We start from the raw sequence: 20,946 nt of genomic DNA, 5'->3' as shown, positions 1-20,946 counted from the left end.
CTAACGCCTAGCATCACGGGGACAGTCCCGGTCAGTCGGTGAGCGCGGGGGAAGCGTTCGCCGACCCTCCACCGGGTTTGAGCGCCTCCGCCAGTTTGGCATCATCCACCACGCCCTCCCATCGCGCCACCACGACCGTCGCAACAGCGTTTCCGATGAAGTTGGTGAGGCTGCGGCACTCGCTCATGAAACGGTCGACGCCGAGAATCAGCCCGATCCCGGCCACGGGAATGGACGGCACAATCGAGAGCGTTGCTGCGAGCGTGATGAACCCCGCCCCCGTGACCCCCGCCGCTCCCTTGGATGAGAGCATGGCCATGCCGAGCAGCAGGACCTGCTGGCCGAGACCCAGATGGATGTCATAGGCCTGCGCGATGAAAAGCGCCGCCAGCGTCATGTAGATATTCGTGCCATCGAGATTGAACGAGTACCCCATCGGCACCACGAGACCGACAATGGCCTTGGGGCACCCTGCCCGCTCCATCTTGGCCATAAGGCTCGGCAAGGCGCTCTCGGACGATGACGTACCCAGCACGAGCAGAAGCTCTGCACGCAGATAGGCAATCAGCCGCAGGATCGAGAACCCGGCGAGACGGGCCACAACACCCAGAACCACGACAATAAAGACGATTGCCGTCAGGTAGAATGTCAGAACAAGCGTGGCAAGATCTGCCAGGCTCGATGCGCCGTATTTGCCCACCGTATAGGCAATGGCGCCAAACGCACCGATCGGCGCGGCTTTCATCAGAATACCGACAATCCGGAATGCCACGGCCGAAATTTCGTCAAGCACATCGAACATGCGCGCGCCGCGCTCACCCATCAGGGCAAGGCCGATGCCAGTAAGAATGGCAACGAAAAGCGCCTGCAGGATATTTCCCGTGGTCAGGGCTGAAACGAAGGTGTCCGGAATGATGTTGAGCACAAAATCGACAAGACTGGTCTCGTGAGCCTTGCCAATATAGCGCGCCACGCTAGCCGTTCCGGCAGATGACGTATCAATCGTGGCATGGAGCCCAGCTCCCGGGCGGATGACATTGGCTGTTATCAGTCCGACCACGAGGGCGAGCGTGGAGAAGAACAGAAAGTAGGCGAACGTCTTCGCTGCTACGCGCGCCACCGCCCTCAAGTCACGCATCCCCGCAATACCCGTCACGATAGTCAGAAAGATGACAGGAGGGATGATCATCTTGACGAGACGGATAAACCCGTCTCCCAGAGGTTGCAGGGCCTGCCCTGTCTGAGGGGCGAAATGACCGATCAGCGAACCGACGATGATCGCGACGAGAACCTGCACATAGGTATGCCGCCAGAGCGGAACGCGCCTGGCGTGCTCATGACTACCCTCGTCGCCGTTCAGCCCGTGTTGAGCCGTACCCGGGGTACTTGCGATCGAATTGGGCTTCATCATGTCTGGTGTCCGTGGCAAGGCGGCGGTGCAATTCAATATTACACGGATGTAATCAGGACAGAACTACGATATCTTGCCACACAAGCAATGCACAAATTCTTGACATAGAATGACAGATTTTTGTGCAGGAAAACGATCACTCTGTGCAGATGCGACCGAGACAGCGATTACTCCCGCACTGTCGACGAACATTCATCCTCGCGCTTGACCCACGCTGTGTCTGAATCAGCCCCCCCCTGACGGCGGAACAGAGCGCATGGAGAATTCTACTCCGAGGGCAGACTTCATGATGCGCCCTGATCGACCGGGCGCATCACGTAAACTCAGAGTGAGGGATGGTCCGAGGCGAAGGCAGCCGCGGCACCGAACAGGCCGGGTTGAGGGTGAGTGATGATCTTGACCGGCATATCGCCCATCATGCTCTCGAACCGCCCCTTGGCAACAAAACGCTCGGCGAAGCCGGAATGGGGCAGACGGTCAGCCACGCGCAGGCCAAGGCCGCCAGCAATGACAACACCCTGGGCGCGATGGGCCAGGGCCAGATCACCCGCCACGGCACCGAGAGAGAGGAAGAAGCGCTCAAGAGCAGCGGCCGCCATCGAATCACGGCCTTCCATGGCCATCTCCCAAAGCGCCTTGTTGTCGCGCATGGTGATGGGCAGACCCTGCATCTCTGCGATGATTTCGTAGAGATTGGTCAGGCCGGGGCCAGATACGATGCGCTCGGCCGAAACACGGCGGAAACGGCGACGCAGCGCACGCAGGATCTTGTCCTCGAACTCGTCGAGCGGTGCGAAATCGATATGGCCGCCCTCGGTCTCGATCACAAAATACTGGCCCTTGCGGCGCAGCAGACAGGCGGCGCCAAGCCCCGTGCCCGGACCAACGATGGTCGTTGTGCCTTCAGTCGGCAACGGGCGATCGGGGCCACAGAGATGTTCGAGATATTGCTCGTCGATCTGGGCCACGGCATGACCGACCGCCCCGAAATCATTCACGAGCGTGAAGTCTTCCAGATGCAGACGCTCTGCCAGCATGGAGGGCTGGATGATCCACGGGTTATTGGTCATCTTGAGCGTCTCACCCTGGATCGGGCAAGCGATGGCGATGCCCGCGTAACGGGGCAATTCACGACCGAGGGTACGGCCGAAAGCCTCCCATGCCAGAGCAAGGCTCGCATGATCTGCCGTGCGCAGGGTCGTGGCTTCACCCAGCTCGACCACACGCCCCTGATCGACCTTGGCGATCGCAAATCGTGCGTTCGTGCCTCCAATATCGACGGTGACAATATCCTGCATTGCTTGCTCCAGTTTCCGGGGGCGATGTCCGATCCGGCATGGGCCCGCCCCATCCCGAACCCATCCTCAAACATTTCGTGAGGAAGCAGTCGCAGGCTATTATCCCTGCGTCAACACCCTTGCAAAAACAGCTTTAGGCAAACACCCGATACGCGCACGCGTCACGCAGCAGCCTGCTTGACTTTAGCAAGCCGCAGCAGACGATGCGCGATGGTGCGGGGTACAACGGCAGAAAGCAGCTTGAGCAGCAGGAAGATACGAGGGAACACCAGAACCGCATCGCCGCGCGCAACGGCGGCAGCGATGAGGGCCGCAGCAGCGTCAGGCTTTACAAGAAAGGGTCTCGCACCCTCAAGCCGTCGGCTCATAGCCGTATCGATATAACCAGGCTCGACGAGAGTGACGCCCACCCGGTGCGGTGCCATGGCCGCATGCAGACAGGTCGAGAAGCGCGCGAGACCCGCCTTCGAGCTACTGTAAGCGGTTGCGAAAGGCAGGTCATGATGCGCAGCAACTGACCCGATCATGACGATACGCCCCCGCCGACGAGGTGCCATTCGCGCTGCTGCTTCCGTGGCCAGAATGGCAGGAACAGCATAATTCACAAGAGTGGCCTCGCGTACGGCGTCTGTCGTCTCTGTCAGGGCGCCAGCAGGACGTATATCTGAAACCCCGGCATTCAGCACAAGCACATCAACCGGTATCCCGTCGTCGCACTGCCTGAAAAGCTCCAGCGCATCATCAATCGCCGTCAGTGACAGCACATGGACATGCACGACGCTGCCTCGCTGCCTGCAAGCCTCTGCAACCGCAGAAATGCGGGATTCGTTTCGACCCCACAATGTAAGCACGATACCCGGGCCAGCATATTGCAGTGCCAGCGCCTGGCCCAAACCACCCGACGCTCCCGTAATCAGAACATGCCTGGGTGCAAACTTCAGCTTTGCAAACCGCTCTGGACGTGACATTCAACGCGCTTTCGTAAATTAAACGGAAACCCGGTCGTGCCATGGGGGCGAACCGAGCAGACCGCGATTGAGAGTGAGCCTTGTCGGAAGCAGAAGATATCCGCCAGTATGATGCCGGACTGACCGGTTCCGCACAGGCCGATGCCCACCGTGTCATGGCAGAGCGCAGATCAACGGCGGCGCCTCGCCCCACTCATGATACACCATCTTCTTCTGACTCATCTCCTGCAGGCAACAGCCTGAAGAGCGGCACCCTGACGATACGCCCCGTCATCTCCCGCAAGGATATGAAACTCTTCATCCGGCTCCCGCGGATACTCTACAAGGGGCGCGATGGCTACGTCCCTCCGCTCGACATGGAGCAGAATGATCTGCTCAATCCGTCCAAGAACGGCATCTATCGTCATGCTTCCGTGCGGTGCTTCATTGCATGGCGCGACAGCAAGCCTGTCGGGCGCGTTTCAGCCGTAGTGGATGGCAAGGCCCTCGAAGTTTGGGACGAAAAAATCGGCTGGTTTGGCGCCCTCGATGCCGTGTCCGAAACCGACGTCATAAAGGCGCTGCTCGATACCGCTGAACTTTGGCTGCGTGATCAGGGTATGGTGCGTATGCGCGGGCCTGTCACTCTCGGCTATCATGGTGAATCGGGCCTTATGCTAACCGGTCAAAGCGAGTCGCCTATGATCGGCACTCCCTGGCATCCCCCGGAACTACAGGGCCTGGTCGAAGCACTGGGTTTCGCGCCCACCCGCGACCTTCTGACCTTCAAGCTGGATCTGACAGAGGATCTGGATGAGCGTCATATCGTGCCGGGCGCTCTGAAACCGGGCGAGGGGAAGCTGGGCGATGTCACGGTCTCGCATCTCTCCAAAAAGCAGATTGCCGCACAGGGCGAAGTGCTGAGGTCGCTCTATAACGATGCCTGGGCCGGAACCTATAACTTCGTTCCGCTACAGTCCTACGAGATGGAAGGCCTGATCCAGCAGCTCAAGCTGGTGCTGCGGCCCGAGCATTACGTCCAGATCGACCACGCGGGCGAACCCGCCGCCATGGCGCTGGTGGTCCCTAATGTGTTCGATATCGCCCGAGGCATCGACGGGGCACCTTCACCGCTCGGCTGGGCGAGACTGGGGGCGAGGCTGCTGGCCCATCGCTTTGACTCGGCCCGCGTGATCCTGCTTGGCGTGTCTCACAAGGTGCGCGGCACGCTTCTCGGTGCCCTCATGCCTTCACTCGCTATCGACGAGCTCATCCGCCGCCGTGCAACTCTGCCCTATAAAACGGTGGAGCTGGGCTGGATCCTCGACACCAATACACCGATGCTGAACCTCGTGCGTCGCCTCGTGCCTGAGCCCAACAAGGTCCATCGCATGTACGAAAAAGATATCGCTCAATAAGCACTCTTGTAGCGTACCCCGGTTTGACCGGGGTATCCAACCGCCCGAGCGCTCCTGAGCGGTGTCTGAACACATCACGGGTCCACGCCAGAAGCGACCGGCATTCAGGCGTTACCGCGCCTCAGAAATGCTGCCAGCCCGTACGGGACAGGCGCATCTCCTTACCCTCTCCATCCAGAACCGCTACGCCGGAACCGGGGGTTACGCGCCCTATGCGGGTTGCCGGCACCCCTGCCTGCCTGGCTGCGCTCATGATCGCGTCTGTCTGCGACTCATCGGCCGTGAAGAGAAGCTCGTAGTCATCGCCTCCCGTCAGACAGGTTTCGAACCATGCCTCCCCGGCGGCGCGAGCCTGAGGAGAACGTGGAACCGCTGACGCATCGATTTCCAGATGCACGTCGCTCTGTCTGGCAAGATGGCCGGCATCCTGAACGAGACCATCGGAGATATCCATTCCAGCATGGGCGAAATCACGCAGAGGAAAGCCCGTGCGGGGTTGGGGAATACGGTAGCGCCCCGCCAGATAGCCATCGGGGTCCGGCAGTTCGCCCAGAAGGGCCTGAAGGCCGAGGGCAGCATCACCGATAGTGCCAGTAACCCATAAAACGTCGCCGGGCCGGGCGCCTCTCCGACGGACAGCCTTTCCGCGCGGTACTTCACCCAGGATGGTCAGGCTCAGTACCAGTGGGCCACGCGTGCTGGTTGTATCGCCCCCCAGCAGATGGACATCGAAAATGGCCTGATCCTGCACGAGCCCCGCGCTGAAACTGGCAAACCACTGATCGTCGAACGCCGCAGGACGGCTGATATTCATAAGATAGCCGCGCGGCCTTGCGCCCATCGCTGCACAGTCTGACAGGCTGACACGCAGCAATTTGCGGCTGATCGTCTCGGCCGGGTCGTCAGGCAGGAAATGGACGGCCTCGACCAGGGTATCGGTCGAGAGTATCAACTCGCGGTCCGCAACCAGATCGATCAGCGCCGCATCATCGCCAAGCGCCAGAGCGCCCTCACCCGCCAGCGGACGAAAGAACCTGTCGATGAAGTCGAACTCGCCGCCGCTCATTTCAGACCGGTTCTGATCCGTCATTTGCGGCATCATCGCCTTCCGCATTGTCCTGCACGGGGGCAGCCGGACGTGTCAGCGCATCGAGCACGCCATTGACCAGACGGGCTTCATCACCTGAGAAGAAACCGTGCGCCACATCGAGATATTCGTTGATGACAACGCGCGCCGGGACATCCTCACCGAGTTCCCAAGCGCCCGCACGCAAAAGGGCACGCAGCACGGGATCCAGGCGGTTGAGCGGCCAGTTGGCGGGCAGAGCTGCCGCCAGCGTCGTATCGATACGATCCTGGGCGAGCGTCACGCCTTTGACGATCAGACCGAAAAGGCGGAAATCGGCGTCCGGCACGTAGCCATCTTCAAAGCCGCTGCCCCGATCATCGGCCAGACGATGACGCTGGAACTGGCTGATGACCGTCTCGGCATTCTCTCCCCCCTGTTCGCACTGGAACAGTGCCTGAACGGCGGCGACACGGGCTACGGTGCGCGAACGCTTCGGTTGGTTCTTGGTCTTGATCTCATCAGTCATCGTCATCATCCCTTGTCTTTTCCGCGCTTGACCGGCGGGAGCGGCAGTTCAGCCTCCTCACCGGGACGCATATCCGTCAGCAGCTTCGAAAAAGCCTCAACCTCTCGAAAATCGCGATATACACTTGCAAAGCGCACATAAGCGACACCGTCGATGCTGTGCAATGCATCCATTGCCAATTCGCCGATACGCGCCGAAGAAATTTCCGCTTCACCCGAGGCCTCAAGCTGGCGCACCAACCCGTTGACGATCCGCTCCTGACGCTCCTCCTCCACCGGGCGCTTACGCAGGGCGATACGGATCGAGCGGGCCAGCTTGTCCCGATCGAAAGGCACCCGTCGACCGTCCATCTTCGTCACGACCAGTTCACGCAACTGTACGCGTTCGATGGTCGTGAAACGCTGGGTGCAGGCAGCACAGACACGTCTGCGCCGGATTGCCGCACCATCGTCAGTCGAACGACTATCCTTGACCTGCGTATCTTCATGGCCGCAGAACGGGCAGTTCATGAGAGTTTCCCCCTGATGGGCAGATGATGGCACGGGCCGGCCAAACGAGCCGGGCGCAGAAAGGAGCGTATCAGTGAAAAGAGTGCAAGCTATTCCAGCACTGCTCATGACAGTTTGCGTGACAGGGGCGCTGCTTTTCCCGGTGGGCGCACAGGCCCAGACGGATGACACCAACATTCCCGGACAGAAGAATGCCAATCGCGATATCACCATCGAAGGATGGATACGCCGGGCCAAGCATTATCCGGGGCTGGCCGCCGCCTATTTCACTGTCGTCAACAAGGGGCATGAGGCCCACCTGATCTCAGGCGTCACCTCGCCTGATTGCGCTGCCATTGAAGCATTTCATAGCGAGCAGGAGGTGACGAGTCACACCGCCAACCTGTTTTCGCATTTTACCATTCCGGCCGAGATGACAATGGTTTTCCCCGAGGGAGGCTACCATCTGATCTGCCGCAATTTCCCCGACACGATCAAGACAGGCGAGACTGTCCCGCTGACCTTCAAGTTTCTTGGCGGCACGTCAACGACGGTGAATTTCATGCTCAAGGACTAAAGGTGACAACTCGGGCTTGGTGACGAGGAGCAAGAGTGAGGGACACAACCTCGCGCAATGCCCTCCCCACCCGGGACCGGATCGTGGGTCCGCGTCATCAGGGCAGTCATGGAGCGGTCGTACCGCGATTGCCTTCAGTCGCCCTCCAGCGCGGCGATCACGGCATCGCCATAGCGCTTGAGCTTTGATGCCCCTACGCCCTTGATGTCTGCGAGGGCTTCGACTGAGTCGGGATTTTCCCGGGCGATCTCGGTCAGGACCGCATCGTGGAAGATGACATAAGGCGGAATTTCCTGCTCACGGGCCTCCTCACGTCGCCACCGGCGCAGAGCCTCGAAACGTGCACGTTCCTCCTCGTCCAGCGCGTCCACAATCGACGCAGCCGGCGCATTACGCGCACTGAAGCCTTGCGCCTTCATGGGATCGCTGCGCAGACGCAGCTTTTCCTCGCCACGCAGGATCGGGCGAGCCGCGTCGACATCCAGCCCTAATGTACCGTGCTCGCCACTCATCCTGATGGCCCCGCGCGCAATGAGCTGCCGGATCACACCGCGCCACCACTGTTCCGAATGCTCCTTGCCGACACCGAACACGGTGAGATGCTGATGGGCATGACGCTCAATCGCCTCAGTCAGCTTGCCACGGAGAACCGTCGTGAGATGAACAGCGCCAAAGCGCTGGCCGGTGCGGTAGATCGTGGAAAGCACTTTCTGCGCGGCCTCAGTGCCATCAAATGTCTCCGCAGGCGTCCTGCAATTGTCGCAGTGTCCGCAGGGTGTTGGCAAGGCTTCACCAAAGCAGGCGAGCAAGGCCTGCGTACGACAGCCGACGGTTTCCGTCAGTGCGATCATGCTCTCAAGACGCGCCTGCATGACACGCTTTTCTGTCTCTGGTGCGTTCGACTGCTCCAGCCAGTAACGCGCCCGCGCCATATCCTCACCGCCATAGAGCAGGAGAGTATCGGCGGGTGCCCCATCGCGCCCTGCCCGACCGATCTGCTGATAATAGGCCTCGGGCGAAGCGGGCATGTCCAGATGAACCACACAGCGGACATCCGGGCGATCGATACCCATACCGAAGGCCACTGTCGCGACGATGACCATCGGCTCGCCGCTGCGAAACCGCAGAAGCGTTGCGTGCTTTTCCTGTGGCGACAGCCCGGCGTGAAACGGCAGGGCGTTGAAGCCTCTCTCACGCAGGCTTTTCGCCATGCGCTCCGTCCGATTGCGGCTGCCACAATAGACGATCGAGGCATCGTCGCGATGCCGGGTGAGTGCATCCTGCACCTGCTTCGTCTCGGAGCCCTTGGGAGAGGCCGCAAGGAACAGATTGGGACGATGGAAACTGGATGTGAGGCGACGCGCCTGCGGCATGCCCAGCGCCAGCAGGATATCATCCTGCGTTCGTGAGTCGGCTGTGGCCGTCAGGGCTATACGCGGGACCCCCGGAAAGATCTCTGGCAGATCCGCAAGGGCCCGATATTCGGGACGAAATTCGTGGCCCCATGCCGAGACGCAATGGGCTTCGTCAATGGCAAGGACCGATACCGGGTTGCGCGCGAGCCAGCGCGCCGTACCGGGTGATACCAGTCGCTCAGGCGAGATATAGAGGATATCGAGCCGACCATCACGCAGATCGCTGCGTATGCGCTCAAGCCGGTCAGGATCGAGCTCGGAGTGCAGGGCCGCCGCATTGACACCCAGCTGGCGCAATGCCGCCACCTGATCGTCCATCAACGCAATCAGGGGTGAGATCACGATCCCCATGCCCGGTCGGCACAGGGCAGGAACCTGATAGCAAAGGCTCTTGCCGCCGCCTGTGGGCATGATGACGAGCACATCCTCGCCATTCATGACCGCTTCGATGACCTCTGCCTGCTGCCCCCGGAAACTCGAGAAACCGAAAACGCGGTTCAGTACCGCGTCGGGCGTTTCGCGCTCGTCGGAGACGATTGAGGAGAGGTCAGTCAAATCCAAGGTTCAGGTGGAACTTCTCAATGCGTGGAAGGATCGACTTCGATTGTCACCACGCGCGACGCTACGGCTGCATCCTCGTTGTTCTTGGGCGGACGCGCCATCTGGGTGATCTGGGCAGCGCCGACACCGGCCTTTGTCAGGGCTGCTGCGACAACCTTCGCTCGCTCGACGGACAGCATTTCATCAGCAGAGAGATTGCCGTGGGCACCGGCATGACCAATGACTTCAATCGTCTTGGCCTGCGTGTCGCGTGCGTCGGCCGCAGCCTGATCGATGATGTTCTGGGCACTTGCCGAAACAGTGGTCGAGGCCGGTTCGAAGAAAACAGGGTAACGGTCGCGATCTGCACCGCCATTACAGGCAGAGAGACCCGTCAGGGCGAACACCGACAACATCACAGGCAGACGACGCATCTTTATTTCCTTCTCGAATCGCCGTGACATCCACGGAGCCGTGACGATGTCACTGCCTCGTGGCTTACCGCCCGTCAAGCAGACGCCCCAACTTGCTCCCTAGAGCGGCAAGGGCGTCAGACTCCCGGCCTCGATACGCCAGGCACGATCGAGGTTTTCCAGCCCGGTCAGACGATGCGCGATGAGAATGACGGTGCGCCCCTGCATCGTGCGACCCAGCGTCCGCAGGAAGGCGCGCTCGGTCACGCTGTCGAGCCCCGTCGCAGGCTCGTCGAGAATCACAATCGGCGTGTCACGCAAGAGAGTCCGGGCCAGAGCGATGCGACGCCCCTGCCCGCCTGACAGCCGTGTTCCGCCCTCGCCCACCCAGGAATCAAGCCCATCGGGCAAGGCTTGCACGGTCTCGGCCATTTCGGCGCGCTCCAAGGCCGCCCATAGGGCCTCATCGCCCACACCCTCACGACCAAGCAGCAGGTTATTGCGTATGGTATCGGCAAACAGGTGGGTCGATTGGGACAGCCACCCGATCTGTCCGCGCAGGCTCGTCGTATCGATTGTTGAAAGATCGTGGCCGCCGAACAGGATTTGTCCGGATTGCGGGTGCGCTACCTTGAGCAGCAGCGCCGCTAGACTGGATTTCCCTGCGCCTGAAGGCCCGACCAGAGCGATATGCTCGCCTGCCCTTATGGTGAGATTGATGTCTCTCAAGACAGGCGCACGTGCCGGATCCCACCCGAAGGTCACATCGCGCAGCACAAGGTCGCCAGCCTCAGGCGCCGGGCAGTGAGTGCCTGCCGCGCTCGGTTTCGCCTCGGCAACCTCGACAACACGCTGGGCCGCCTGCCCAACCTGCGTCGCCAGCACACTGGTACGCGCCAACGTGCCGATGCTCTCGAAAATCATTCCGGTAAGGAATATGAGCGCGATGCCGGAGAGGTAATCGAGCGTCAGCTTTCCGAACCCGGCAAGACCTATAAGGATCAGTACAAGCGCTGCCTGACCGCATAGATAGGACACAGCCCCTGCACCAGCCATGGCGCGCGCCTGATCCAGCTGGGCATCATGAAGCCGCGCCTCCTCGATCATCAGACGCTCTGCAAGACGGCTCTCACCGCCAAAGGCCCGTGCCTCGCGCAGGCCAGTTGCCAGATCGACCGCTGCGACGCGCAGGGACGATTCAGCGTGAAGAATGACTGCACTGCGTGATGCAGCGCGCCGAGCGGATACGACCGGTACGACACCGGCCGCGACAAGAAAGAGACCGGACAGCGCCAAGCCAAAACGCCAGTTTGCATAGCCTGCAACGAATGCAATGACCGGCAGGGACAGCGCGATACCCAGCATGGGCATGGCAATACGCAGATAAAGATTATCGAGCAGTTCGACATCGCCGACGAGACGATTGAGCAGATCACCTGCGCGCCGAAAGCCGAGACCTGCCGCAGCGCCGGAAGCGAGATTGCGAAAAAACCACACCCGGAGGGCCGCCAGGGCGCGGAACATGGCATCATGGGCAAACAGGCGCTCGGCATAGCGCAGCACGATACGCGCGCCACCGAACGCCCTCAGCAAACCGAGCCCAGCGCCCATTCCGAGCGCAAGCGAGGTCACTCTGGCCCCTGCATTCCACATCAGCGCCATGCCGCTCAGCAGGGCGAGTGCGGAGAGGATCAGGCCAAGTAGCAGACGGCCGCCATAGGGCCGCCAAACCCGAAGAATGACCCCGAGAGCCTTCCCGACATCTGGCGTAGAAGAAGGCGAAGAATGAGACGATCTTGTCGTCATGCCGGTACCTCCGATCCTACGCGGACCGTGGAAGCGCTCGGTTTCGTTACTGAAGGTGATGGGCCGAGGCGCAGCCTCTTTGTCGCGAAAGCCTGCATGGCAGCAGAATGACTGCTGAGAATGACCGTCCGTCCTTTGGCCAGATCATGAAGGGCCGCGATGATACTGCGTTCTGTGTCTGGATCGAGATGCGCCGTTGGCTCGTCCAGCAACAGGAGCGGCGCATCCTTCAGATAGGCTCGCGCAATGGCCACACGCTGGGCCTGCCCTCCGGAAAGGCCGAAACCTCCCTCGCCAATCTCGGTATCCAGCCCCATCGGCAGGTCCTGCAGGAAAGCGTCCACTGCCGAAGCTTTGATAGCCTCATCCAGCTCTGCCTGATTTGCGTCAGGTCGGGCGAAAAGCAGATTGTCGCGCAGGGTACCGGCGAAGATGACAGGCTTCTGCCCAATCCAGGCAAGATGGCGGGCGATATCTGCCCCCCGCATCGTCGCGATATCCTCCCCGTTGAAAAGGATCGCTCCATGATCGGGCCGGATGAAACCAAGGATCAGTTCGATGAGGGTCGATTTACCAGCGCCTGAGGGCCCGTCGAGTAGCAATGTTTCTCCCGGCTGCACCGTGAAGGAAATATCGTCGAACACCGCGGGCCGATCGTCGGCCCAGCGATAGCCCAGATGCTGCGCCTCTACCATAAGAGGCCCCGGCACAACGGCGTTGGCAGCGTCCTGAGCCCCTTCAGAGCTTTCCCCATCCAGTCCATGCATCGCCTCAGCCGCGCCAGCAGCCTGGGCCCGATCCTGATAGGCCAGAGCCAATCCACGGAAAGGCGCAAAGAATTCCGGGACCAAAAAAAGCGCGAAAAGGGTCTGGGCGAAATGTGGTGAAGGTCGAACATGACCCGTCGAAGGCTGGTCCTGAACGCCGGTGACGAGATGGATGAAATGACCCTGCGTCAAAACGATCAGAATGATCGCCACGACCATCGCCACATCAATGGCCGCCGAGGAAAAGAACGCCACGCGCAAAATCCTGACCGTGCGCCGGCGCAACTCATCGGCTGAGCGTGCCAGAGACGCGGCTTCGGCGTCCGTTGCGTTTGAGAGAACTATGGTCGCGATACCGCGAACCCGATCGAGAAACCGTGCCTGAAGACGCACCATCGCCAGAAATTGGTTGCGTGACGCGAGTGCGGCACCGATGCCGAACACAGCCTGCGCTACCGGAACGAGCGCCCCGCATATCGCGAGAATCAAAGCTGCACGGGCGTCTACCGCCAGCACCGCGACGAGAACAATGGCCGGAAAGACCATCCATGTCATCGAGGCAGGCAACCAGCGGGCAAAATAGCCATCCAGCGCTTCAATACGATCGACCAGCAAGGCCGCAATCTCGGCCGAGTGCTGACGGCGCAGCAAGGCTGGCCCGACATTGAAAACCGAATTCAGGGCCGATCGGCGCAGCCGTTCGCGCGACTTTACGCCTGCACGGGCCGCATAATGCTCCTGCGCAAACAGACAGATTGCCCGCAGCAGGGAAAGCACGGCGAAGGCCCCGATAAGACCGGGAACCGACTGGTCGTAACCAACCAGAAGACGGCCGATTGTCGATGCAAGAAACCAGGCCTGACCGATACCGACCAATGTCGAGAAGCAACCGATCACTACGACGGGCAGGGCCGCACGTTTGGCTGGCCCCGCATATTGCCGCACCCAGGCCCGCACCAGTTTTTTATCAACACCGCTCATGATGGGGGCATATAGGCAATGCAAACGACGAAACATAGGGTTTCGAGAGGCAGATTGCAGAACATTTAGGCTGCGGCCTTGCCTACGACAGAAGCCCCCCCAATCGTCGGGGCTGATCGCAAGGCGCGCAAACACGGCAATAAAAAACCCTGCCTCATTTGAGACAGGGTTCAAGAGCCTCCGCACCAGAACGGGCAGATGTATCAGAAAAGATTCATCATGCCGAAATGGGCGGGAAGCCGCCATTCCTAATCATGCCACTCAGACCTCACGCCTGAACCACGAAAAGGAACGCTGGGTCAATTACTGACCCGAAGACGCCGGCATCGTTGAAGCAGGCATCTTCATGTTGTTGTCCATCGGCATGGGAGCCGGAGCCGGTGCTGTGGCATTGGCCATCGGCGCGGCAGCCGGGGCGGTTGCCGGGACAGGGGTCTGGGCCTGCTGCAGGCTGCGCGCATTCAGGTCTTCGGTAGATGCCGAGCCCTTGTCGGCCTTCTGGTGGTGCATGGCGGTCTTGCTGGCATGAGCCTTGTGGCCCGTGTGCTTGGCAAATGCCGGGGTTGCAACAGCAAAGGTAGCGGCCATCAGCGTGGCGCCCAGAGCAGAAATCTTCATCGTTCGTCCTTCCTTGACACACAGATATCGGGGCCGGATTTGGGTATCGCGACGCAAACCACACCCGTCTCTAAGCAGGAAACGTAACGAAGGCGTTGCAGTTGCGGTGAAATCAAAAAACGTCCGCGTGATTACTGGCGGATCACAGCACCGGGCTGCGACGATACCCCGTAAGTATCACGCGCCCGTTTGATGAAGGCTGATACCATCAACCGGACGCCCTCATTGAACACCACCCCTATTGCATTCTGCAGCAGGCGTGAGCGGAACTCGAAATCGACGAAAAAATCGACAAGGCAGCCCCGTGGCTCAGGCGTAAAGGTCCAGACATTATTGAGATATCTGAACGGGCCTTTCTCATACCGCACACGTATGCGGTGCGGTCTTTCCAGCGAGACACGGCTCGTGAACGTCTCGCGAAATGGCCCAAAACCAACAGTGAGATCCGCGACAAGCTCGTGTTCGGTGCGTGATTTGATGACTGCCTTGACGCACCAGGGCAGGAACTGGGGATAGGCACCCACATCGGCCACGAGATCGAAAAGCTGCTCAGGACTGTAAGCGATCAATCGTTGCTCGGCATGGGTGGGCATTATTGTTTCTCCGGCTGGAGCGCATCCTGCTTCAGCCTGTTCTGTCGCGCCTCACGAAGCGCTGCGAAATCGGAATCGGCGTGATAGGACGAGCGTGTCAGCGGGCTTGAACTGACCTGAAGGAAACCCTTGGCGCGAGCCATGCGGGCAAATTCCTCGAACTCATCGGGCGGCACGAATTTTGCCACGGCAGCGTGTTTGGGCGTTGGCTGCAGATACTGGCCCATCGTGATGAAATCGACATCGGCGATACGGAAATCGTCCATCACCTGTGCCACCTCCATCTTCTCCTCACCAAGACCCAGCATCAGCCCGGATTTGGTAAAGATCGAGGCATCGAGCGACTTCACGTCATCCAGCAGACGCACGGATTGGAAATAACGCGCGCCCGGGCGGATAGACGGGTAAAGCCGGGGGACGGTTTCGATATTATGATTGAAAACATCAGGCCGAGCCCGGACGACGACCTCAAGCGCGCCGGGCTTGCGCAGGAAGTCTGGCGTCAGGATCTCGATTGTCGTTTCCGGCGAGGCTTCACGTACCCGTGCAATCGTCTGGGCAAAATGCAGCGCGCCGCCATCGGCCAGATCGTCACGATCGACGGAGGTGATGACCACATGACGCAGCCCGAGTTTGGCCACCGCTTCTGCCACGCGCTGTGGCTCGTCGGCATCCAGCACTTTAGGCATGCCTGTCGTGACGTTGCAGAACGAACAGGCGCGTGTGCAGATCTCCCCCATGATCATCATGGTGGCGTGGCGCTGTGACCAGCATTCACCGATATTAGGACACGCTGCTTCCTCACAGACTGTCACCAGCCTGTTATCGCGCATGAGCTTGCGCGTTTCCTGATAGACGGGGCTGTTGGGCGCCCTCACCCGTATCCAGTCCGGCTTGCGCTGGATCGGGTTGTCCGGTCGGTTGGCCTTTTCAGGATGGCGAAGCGAGCCTGGCTTGCGATGATCGATGGTAATGCGCTGCATGGTCATGACTAGAAGTGGAGTGCTCCACCCCAGGCTGCAAGGACTGACTCATGCATCGTTTCCGAGATTGTCGGATGCGGGAAAACCGTCTCCTTCAGCTCGGCCTCGGTGAGTTCGGATGTGCGGGCGATCACATAGCCCTGAATCATCTCCGTCACTTCAGCGCCGATCATGTGCGCGCCGAGCAATTCGCCGGTTTCAGCATCGAAGATGGTTTTGGTCAGGCCATCCGGCTCGCCCATGGCCAACGCCTTGCCATTAGCGAGGAACGGGAACCGGCCAATCTTGAGCTTGCGTCCGGTTGCCTTGGCTTTTTCCTCGGTCAGCCCCACCGACGCCACCTGGGGACGGCTATAGGTGCAACCCGGAATATTGAGCAGATGAAGCGGCTCGGGATCGTGGCCTGCTATCTTCTCGACGCAGATCACACCCTCATGGCTGGCCTTGTGTGCCAGCCATGGCGCACCCGCCACGTCTCCGATGGCCCACAGGCCCGGCTCGCCGGTGCGGCAGAACTCATCGACAATGATATGGGTCTTGTCGACCTTGACCTTGGTCTGCTCGAGGCCGAGGTCTTCCACATTTCCGACGATACCAACCGCCAGAATGACCTTGTCGACAACAAGATCGGTCGTGCCCGATGCTGTCGTGATCCGGGTCGAGACGGTGCCATCCTTCTTGTCGAGCGGGCCAACCTTGGCACCAGTCAGCACCTTGATGCCCTGCTTCTCGAAGGCCTTCTGCGCCATGGCGCTGATTTCGGCATCTTCGGCAATCATGATACGATCGGCCACTTCGGCAATGGTCACTTCCGCGCCCATATTGCGATAGAACGACGCGAACTCGACGCCAATCGCCCCGGATCCGATGACCAGAAGACGCTTTGGCAGTTCCTTGGGCACCATTGCCTCGCGATAGGTCCAGACCAGTTCCCCATCAGGCTCGAGCCCGGGGAAATGGCGGGCGCGGGCACCTGTAGCCAAAATCACGTCGGGCGCAGCAATACGACCGGTTTCCTTGCCATCCTTGCTGATGGCCACGACATGTGCCTTGCCATCGCGACCGGCGAGCTTGGCGCGGCCATCGTAAACCTTGACCTTGGCCTTTTTGAGCAATCCGGCAACACCGCGCGACAGCTGACGCGACACGGCGCGCGAGCGCGCCACCACTTTCTCGATGTCGAAGCTCACCTTTTCGGCGCTGAAGCCGAACTCGGCAAGATTGTGCAGCTGATGATTAAGCTCGGATGCCCGCAGCAACGCCTTGGTTGGGATGCAGCCCCAGTTAAGGCAGATGCCCCCCAGATGGGTGCTTTCGACCACAGCGACATTCTTGCCAAGCTGCGCGGCGCGCAGGGCAGCGACATAGCCGCCCGGCCCGCCGCCCACGACGATCAGATCGAATTTGTCCATGGGTCAGATCACCAGTCGATAGGGGTTTTGCACGATGTCACGCAGGGCATTGAGCCATTTCGCACCGAGTGCTCCATCGACCGCACGATGGTCAACAGAGAGGGTGGCTGTCATGACAGTGGCAACCGCAAGCTGATCGCCACGCACGACGGCGCGCTTCTCACCAGCGGCAATGGCCAGAATACCGGCCTGGGGCGGGTTGATGATGGCGGCGAATTCACGCACGCCAAACATGCCCATATTGGAAATCGAGAACGTGCCGCCCTGGAATTCTTCCGGCTTGAGCTTGCCGTCACGGGCACGCTTGGCCAGATCACGCGCCTGCTCACTGATTTCACGCAGGGTCTTGCGATCGGCCTGACGGATGATCGGTGTGATCAGACCATCGGGAATCGAGACTGCCATCGAGATATCGATGTCGGGGAAATGCAGCGTTTCGGCTTCGGTGAACTGGACGTTCAGGCCGGGGCAATCGCGCAGGGCCAAAGCCACAGCCTTGATCATCATGTCATTGACAGAGATCTTGAACTGCCCCTCGCCCTCGCTGGGTGATGCTGCATTGAGCTGGCCACGCAGGGCAAGCAACGCATCAAGCTCGATATCGACCGAGACATAGAAATGCGGAACGTTCTGCTTGGACTCACTGAGACGACGCGCAATGACCTTGCGCATGGACGAATTCGGCACGCGCCTGGCTTCAGCCGGAGCGGAACCCCCAGCCGTCACCGTTGCCGGAGCCTCAACAGGCTTCGCGTTCTCGACGTCGCGGCGCAGGATACGGCCGTTAGGGCCTGACCCCTTCAGCGCAGCAAGATCGATACCCTTCTGCGCGGCAATGCGACGTGCCAGCGGTGAGGCGAAAACGCGCTTGCCGTGAGATGCCGCCACCGGCGCGGCCTGAGGCTGCGCGGGCGCAGCCGAGACTTGGGCGGGAGCCGATTGCACGGCGGTCTGTGAGGCCGTCTCGGGGGCAGGTGCGGCTTTCTGCGCCGGCGCCGACTCAACGGCGTCAGGCACAGCCTCGCCTTCCTCAACCAGAATGGCGATGGGCGAATTGACCTTCACCCCTTCGCTGCCTTCTGGCACGACGATACGGCCGAGGATCCCCTCATCGACCGCCTCGACTTCCATCGTGGCCTTGTCGGTCTCGATCTCGGCAATCAGATCGCCTGACTTGACTGTATCGCCTTCCTTCTTCAGCCAGCGCGAGAGCGTACCCTCGGTCATGGTCGGAGAAAGAGCGGGCATCAGGATATTGGTAGCCATGGTCGCAGCCCCTCAGAACAGTTTGCGAACCGCGTCCACCACCCAGTCAGGCTGCGGAAGCGCATGTTTTTCGAGATTGGCGGCGTAGGGCAGCGGAATATCCAGACCACAGACGCGCGCAGGCGGGGCATCGAGATAATCAAACGCCTGCTCACAGGCCACTGTGCAGATTTCGGCGCCAATGCCAGCGACCGGCCAGCCTTCCTCAACCGACACGATACGGCTTGTCTTCTTGACGCTGTTGATAATCGTCTCGGTATCGAGCGGACGGATGGTGCGCAGGTTGATCACCTCCGCCTCAATGCCCTGCTCGGCCAGCTTGGCCGCGGCTTCGAGCGCCACACCGACCATGATCGAGAACGCCACCAGTGTAACGTCCTTGCCCTCGCGTTCGATCTTCGCCTTGCCGATGGGCAGGATGAACTCCTCATCCACCGGGCACGGGAATTTCTGTCCGTACAGGATCTCGTTTTCAAGAACGATCACCGGGTTCGGGTCACGAATGGCGGCACGAAGCAGGCCCTTGGCATCCTCTGACGACCAGGGGGCAACGACCTTCAGACCGGGCACATGGGCGTACCAGCTGGCATAGCACTGCGAGTGCTGCGCACCCACACGCGCTGCTGCACCGTTCGGGCCGCGGAACACGATGGGACAGCCCATCTGTCCACCCGACATATAGAGCGTCTTGGCGGCGGAATTGATGATGTGGTCGATCGCCTGCATGGCGAAGTTCATGGTCATGAACTCCACGATCGGCTTAAGGCCTGTCAGAGCGGCACCGACGGCCATACCGGTGAAGCCATGCTCGGTGATCGGTGTATCGATGATGCGACGCTCACCGAATTCGTCGAGCAGCCCCTGACTGATCTTGTAGGCGCCCTGATACTGGGCGACTTCCTCACCGAGCAGGAATACATCGTCATCACGACGCAGCTCTGCGGCCATCGCATCACGCAGGGCCTCACGCACCGTGATAACCGAGGTCTCTCCCCATTCGCGGTCCGGTGTCGCCACCAGTTCCTGCGGCTTCTGGGGAGCCTTTTCCTCAACTGCGGTCTGAGCCGGGGTCGTCTGGGCGGGGGCCGGGCCGTTTTCCAGCGCCGAGATATCCTCGCCCTCTTCCGCGATGATGGCAATCTGCGTGTTCACGGCGACGTTCTCGGTGCCTTCCGGCACGAGGATTTTTGCCAGGATACCGCTATCGACCGCCTCGACTTCCATCGTGGCCTTGTCGGTTTCGATCTCGGCAATGACATCGCCAGAATTGATCTTGTCACCCGCCTTGCGGGTCCATTTCGAAATCGTGCCTTCGGTCATGGTAGGCGAAAGAGCCGGCATGAGAACAGGAGCGGCCATAACTTACGCCTCCACCAGAATATCGGTCCAAAGTTCAGAGAGATCAGGCTCGGGGCTGTTCTGCGCGAACTCGGCAGCGTCATTGACGATCTGCTTCACCTCGGCGTCGATCTCCTTGAACGCCTCGTCTGTCGTACCCTTCTCGGATAGCAGCTTGTGCAGCGCCTCGATGGGATCACGCGTGCGGCGCATTTCCTCGACTTCCGAGCGATCGCGATAACGCGCCGGGTCGGACATGGAGTGGCCGCGATAGCGATAGGTTTCCATCTCGAGCAGGAAAGGCCCCTTGCCTGCACGGCAATGCGCTACAGCTTCCTGAGCCGCCTCATGCACGGCAAACAGATCCATGCCATCCACCTTGCGGCCCGGAATCTTCCAGGGCGCTCCGATTTCGGACAGGTTGTGAGCCGCAGCACTGGAACGCTCGACGCTCGTGCCCATACCATAGCGGTTGTTTTCAATCACATAGATGCAAGGCAGCTTGTGCAGGGCGGCGAGATTGAAGCTCTCATAGACCTGCCCCTGCTGGGCGGCACCTTCGCCGAAATAGGCGACGCCCACTTCATCGGTCCCGCGATACTTGTTGGCAAAGGCCAGACCGGTGCCGATGGCCACCTGCGCGCCCACGATGCCATGACCGCCATAGAAATTCTTCTCGCGCGAGAACATGTGCATGGAGCCGCCCTTGCCATGCGAATAACCGTCCTTGCGTCCGGTCAGCTCGGCCATCACACCGCCGGGGCTCATGCCCATCATCAGCATATGCGCGTGATCACGGTAGGAGGTCACGATCTTGTCGCCCGGCTTCATCGCCAGCGACATACCGACGATGACCGCTTCCTGACCGATATAGAGATGGCAGAAACCGCCAATCAGACCCATGCCGTAAAGCTGTCCGGCCTTTTCCTCGAAGCGGCGCAGCAGAAGCATATCGCGATATGCCGTGCGTACGGTCTCCAGTGGCAGGATCGGTCCGTTGTGATCGGCGAGCGGCTGAGCCGCTCCCTTATGGGCTTTGCCGGACATGCTGAGTATCTCCTGGGCCAGATCGTTGTGTCA

The 20,946-nt window shown here is 60.4% G+C and carries 19 protein-coding genes; 2 read left to right on the top strand and 17 right to left on the bottom strand.

Features of this window, described 5'->3' with window-relative positions; genetic code table 11:
• Positions 1-31: 31 nt before the first annotated feature.
• The 3 genes from dctA to F3J08_RS06565 form a co-directional block, all read right to left on the bottom strand.
• Positions 32-1,411, bottom strand: a complete 1,380-nt coding sequence (dctA, locus tag F3J08_RS06575; RefSeq protein WP_240149175.1) for a C4-dicarboxylate transporter DctA — start codon at positions 1,409-1,411, stop codon at positions 32-34.
• A 323-nt stretch (positions 1,412-1,734) separates the two neighbouring features.
• A complete protein-coding gene (glk, locus tag F3J08_RS06570; protein WP_062164460.1) occupies positions 1,735-2,709 on the bottom strand; it encodes a glucokinase in 975 nt (324 codons plus the stop codon).
• A 161-nt stretch (positions 2,710-2,870) separates the two neighbouring features.
• The gene (locus tag F3J08_RS06565; protein WP_166928868.1) at positions 2,871-3,677 is read right to left on the bottom strand and encodes an SDR family oxidoreductase; all 807 of its coding nucleotides are present in this window, start codon (positions 3,675-3,677) and stop codon (positions 2,871-2,873) included.
• Positions 3,678-3,964: 287 nt separating this feature from the next.
• Here F3J08_RS06565 and F3J08_RS06560 point away from each other — a divergent pair, with 287 nt between their 5' ends.
• Positions 3,965-5,074, top strand: a complete 1,110-nt coding sequence (locus F3J08_RS06560) for a hypothetical protein (RefSeq protein ID WP_122039519.1) — start codon at positions 3,965-3,967, stop codon at positions 5,072-5,074.
• Between the two features lie 121 nt (positions 5,075-5,195).
• Here F3J08_RS06560 and thiL read toward each other — a convergent pair whose 3' ends face one another.
• The 3 genes from thiL to nrdR are packed head-to-tail and all read right to left on the bottom strand — an operon-like array spanning position 5,196 to position 7,178.
• Positions 5,196-6,164 (bottom strand): thiamine-phosphate kinase, encoded by a 969-nt coding sequence (gene thiL / locus F3J08_RS06555; RefSeq protein WP_166928867.1) that lies wholly within the window; start codon positions 6,162-6,164, stop codon positions 5,196-5,198.
• The gene (gene nusB, locus F3J08_RS06550) at positions 6,142-6,675 is read right to left on the bottom strand and encodes a transcription antitermination factor NusB (protein ID WP_205206808.1); all 534 of its coding nucleotides are present in this window, start codon (positions 6,673-6,675) and stop codon (positions 6,142-6,144) included. Before nusB ends, thiL begins: the two co-directional genes overlap by 23 nt.
• Positions 6,675-7,178, bottom strand: a complete 504-nt coding sequence (nrdR, locus tag F3J08_RS06545; protein ID WP_062164457.1) for a transcriptional regulator NrdR — start codon at positions 7,176-7,178, stop codon at positions 6,675-6,677. Before nrdR ends, nusB begins: the two co-directional genes overlap by 1 nt.
• Positions 7,179-7,251: 73 nt before the next feature.
• On the opposite strand from nrdR, the gene F3J08_RS06540 reads away from it, so the two are divergent.
• Positions 7,252-7,734 carry a copper chaperone PCu(A)C gene (locus F3J08_RS06540; protein WP_166928865.1) on the top strand — a complete coding sequence of 161 codons (483 nt, stop codon included), beginning with the start codon at positions 7,252-7,254 and terminating at the stop codon, positions 7,732-7,734.
• A 134-nt stretch (positions 7,735-7,868) separates the two neighbouring features.
• Here F3J08_RS06540 and recQ read toward each other — a convergent pair whose 3' ends face one another.
• The 11 genes from recQ to pdhA all read right to left on the bottom strand — a co-directional run bounded on the left by recQ (position 7,869) and on the right by pdhA (position 20,913).
• Positions 7,869-9,704 (bottom strand): DNA helicase RecQ, encoded by a 1,836-nt coding sequence (recQ, locus tag F3J08_RS06535; protein ID WP_166928864.1) that lies wholly within the window; start codon positions 9,702-9,704, stop codon positions 7,869-7,871.
• A 23-nt stretch (positions 9,705-9,727) separates the two neighbouring features.
• Positions 9,728-10,123, bottom strand: coding sequence for an OmpA family protein (locus F3J08_RS06530; RefSeq protein ID WP_023977364.1), 396 nt, complete (start codon positions 10,121-10,123; stop codon positions 9,728-9,730).
• A 99-nt stretch (positions 10,124-10,222) separates the two neighbouring features.
• Complete coding sequence (gene cydC, locus F3J08_RS06525; RefSeq protein WP_166928863.1) at positions 10,223-11,908, bottom strand: thiol reductant ABC exporter subunit CydC; 1,686 nt, start codon at positions 11,906-11,908, stop codon at positions 10,223-10,225.
• Positions 11,905-13,656 (bottom strand): thiol reductant ABC exporter subunit CydD, encoded by a 1,752-nt coding sequence (gene cydD / locus F3J08_RS06520; RefSeq protein WP_166928862.1) that lies wholly within the window; start codon positions 13,654-13,656, stop codon positions 11,905-11,907. The genes cydC and cydD overlap by 4 nt, the downstream gene beginning before the upstream one ends.
• A gap of 303 nt (positions 13,657-13,959) precedes the next feature.
• A complete protein-coding gene (locus tag F3J08_RS06515; RefSeq protein ID WP_166928861.1) occupies positions 13,960-14,274 on the bottom strand; it encodes a hypothetical protein in 315 nt (104 codons plus the stop codon).
• Positions 14,275-14,405: 131 nt separating this feature from the next.
• Entirely contained in the window at positions 14,406-14,867 is a 462-nt protein-coding gene (locus tag F3J08_RS06510; protein WP_062164453.1) for a type II toxin-antitoxin system RatA family toxin, read from the bottom strand.
• On the bottom strand, positions 14,867-15,850 hold the full coding sequence (gene lipA, locus F3J08_RS06505) for a lipoyl synthase (protein WP_370458677.1): 984 nt from the start codon (positions 15,848-15,850) through the stop codon (positions 14,867-14,869). The genes F3J08_RS06510 and lipA overlap by 1 nt, the downstream gene beginning before the upstream one ends.
• 8 nt (positions 15,851-15,858) lie before the next feature.
• Positions 15,859-17,262 carry a dihydrolipoyl dehydrogenase gene (gene lpdA, locus F3J08_RS06500; RefSeq protein ID WP_166928859.1) on the bottom strand — a complete coding sequence of 468 codons (1,404 nt, stop codon included), beginning with the start codon at positions 17,260-17,262 and terminating at the stop codon, positions 15,859-15,861.
• Between the two features lie 3 nt (positions 17,263-17,265).
• On the bottom strand, positions 17,266-18,528 hold the full coding sequence (locus tag F3J08_RS06495; protein WP_166928858.1) for a pyruvate dehydrogenase complex dihydrolipoamide acetyltransferase: 1,263 nt from the start codon (positions 18,526-18,528) through the stop codon (positions 17,266-17,268).
• A 12-nt stretch (positions 18,529-18,540) separates the two neighbouring features.
• Positions 18,541-19,887 (bottom strand): pyruvate dehydrogenase complex E1 component subunit beta, encoded by a 1,347-nt coding sequence (locus tag F3J08_RS06490; RefSeq protein WP_166928857.1) that lies wholly within the window; start codon positions 19,885-19,887, stop codon positions 18,541-18,543.
• Positions 19,888-19,890: 3 nt separating this feature from the next.
• Positions 19,891-20,913: a pyruvate dehydrogenase (acetyl-transferring) E1 component subunit alpha gene (gene pdhA / locus F3J08_RS06485; RefSeq protein ID WP_023977373.1), complete on the bottom strand. Its 1,023-nt coding sequence runs from the start codon at positions 20,911-20,913 to the stop codon at positions 19,891-19,893.
• Positions 20,914-20,946: the final 33 nt, after the last annotated feature.

It is taken from the genome of Asaia sp. As-1742, from assembly GCF_011753235.1.
Taxonomy (GTDB): domain Bacteria; phylum Pseudomonadota; class Alphaproteobacteria; order Acetobacterales; family Acetobacteraceae; genus Asaia; species Asaia bogorensis_B.
This window is presented reverse-complemented; position numbering and strand designations above follow the sequence as displayed.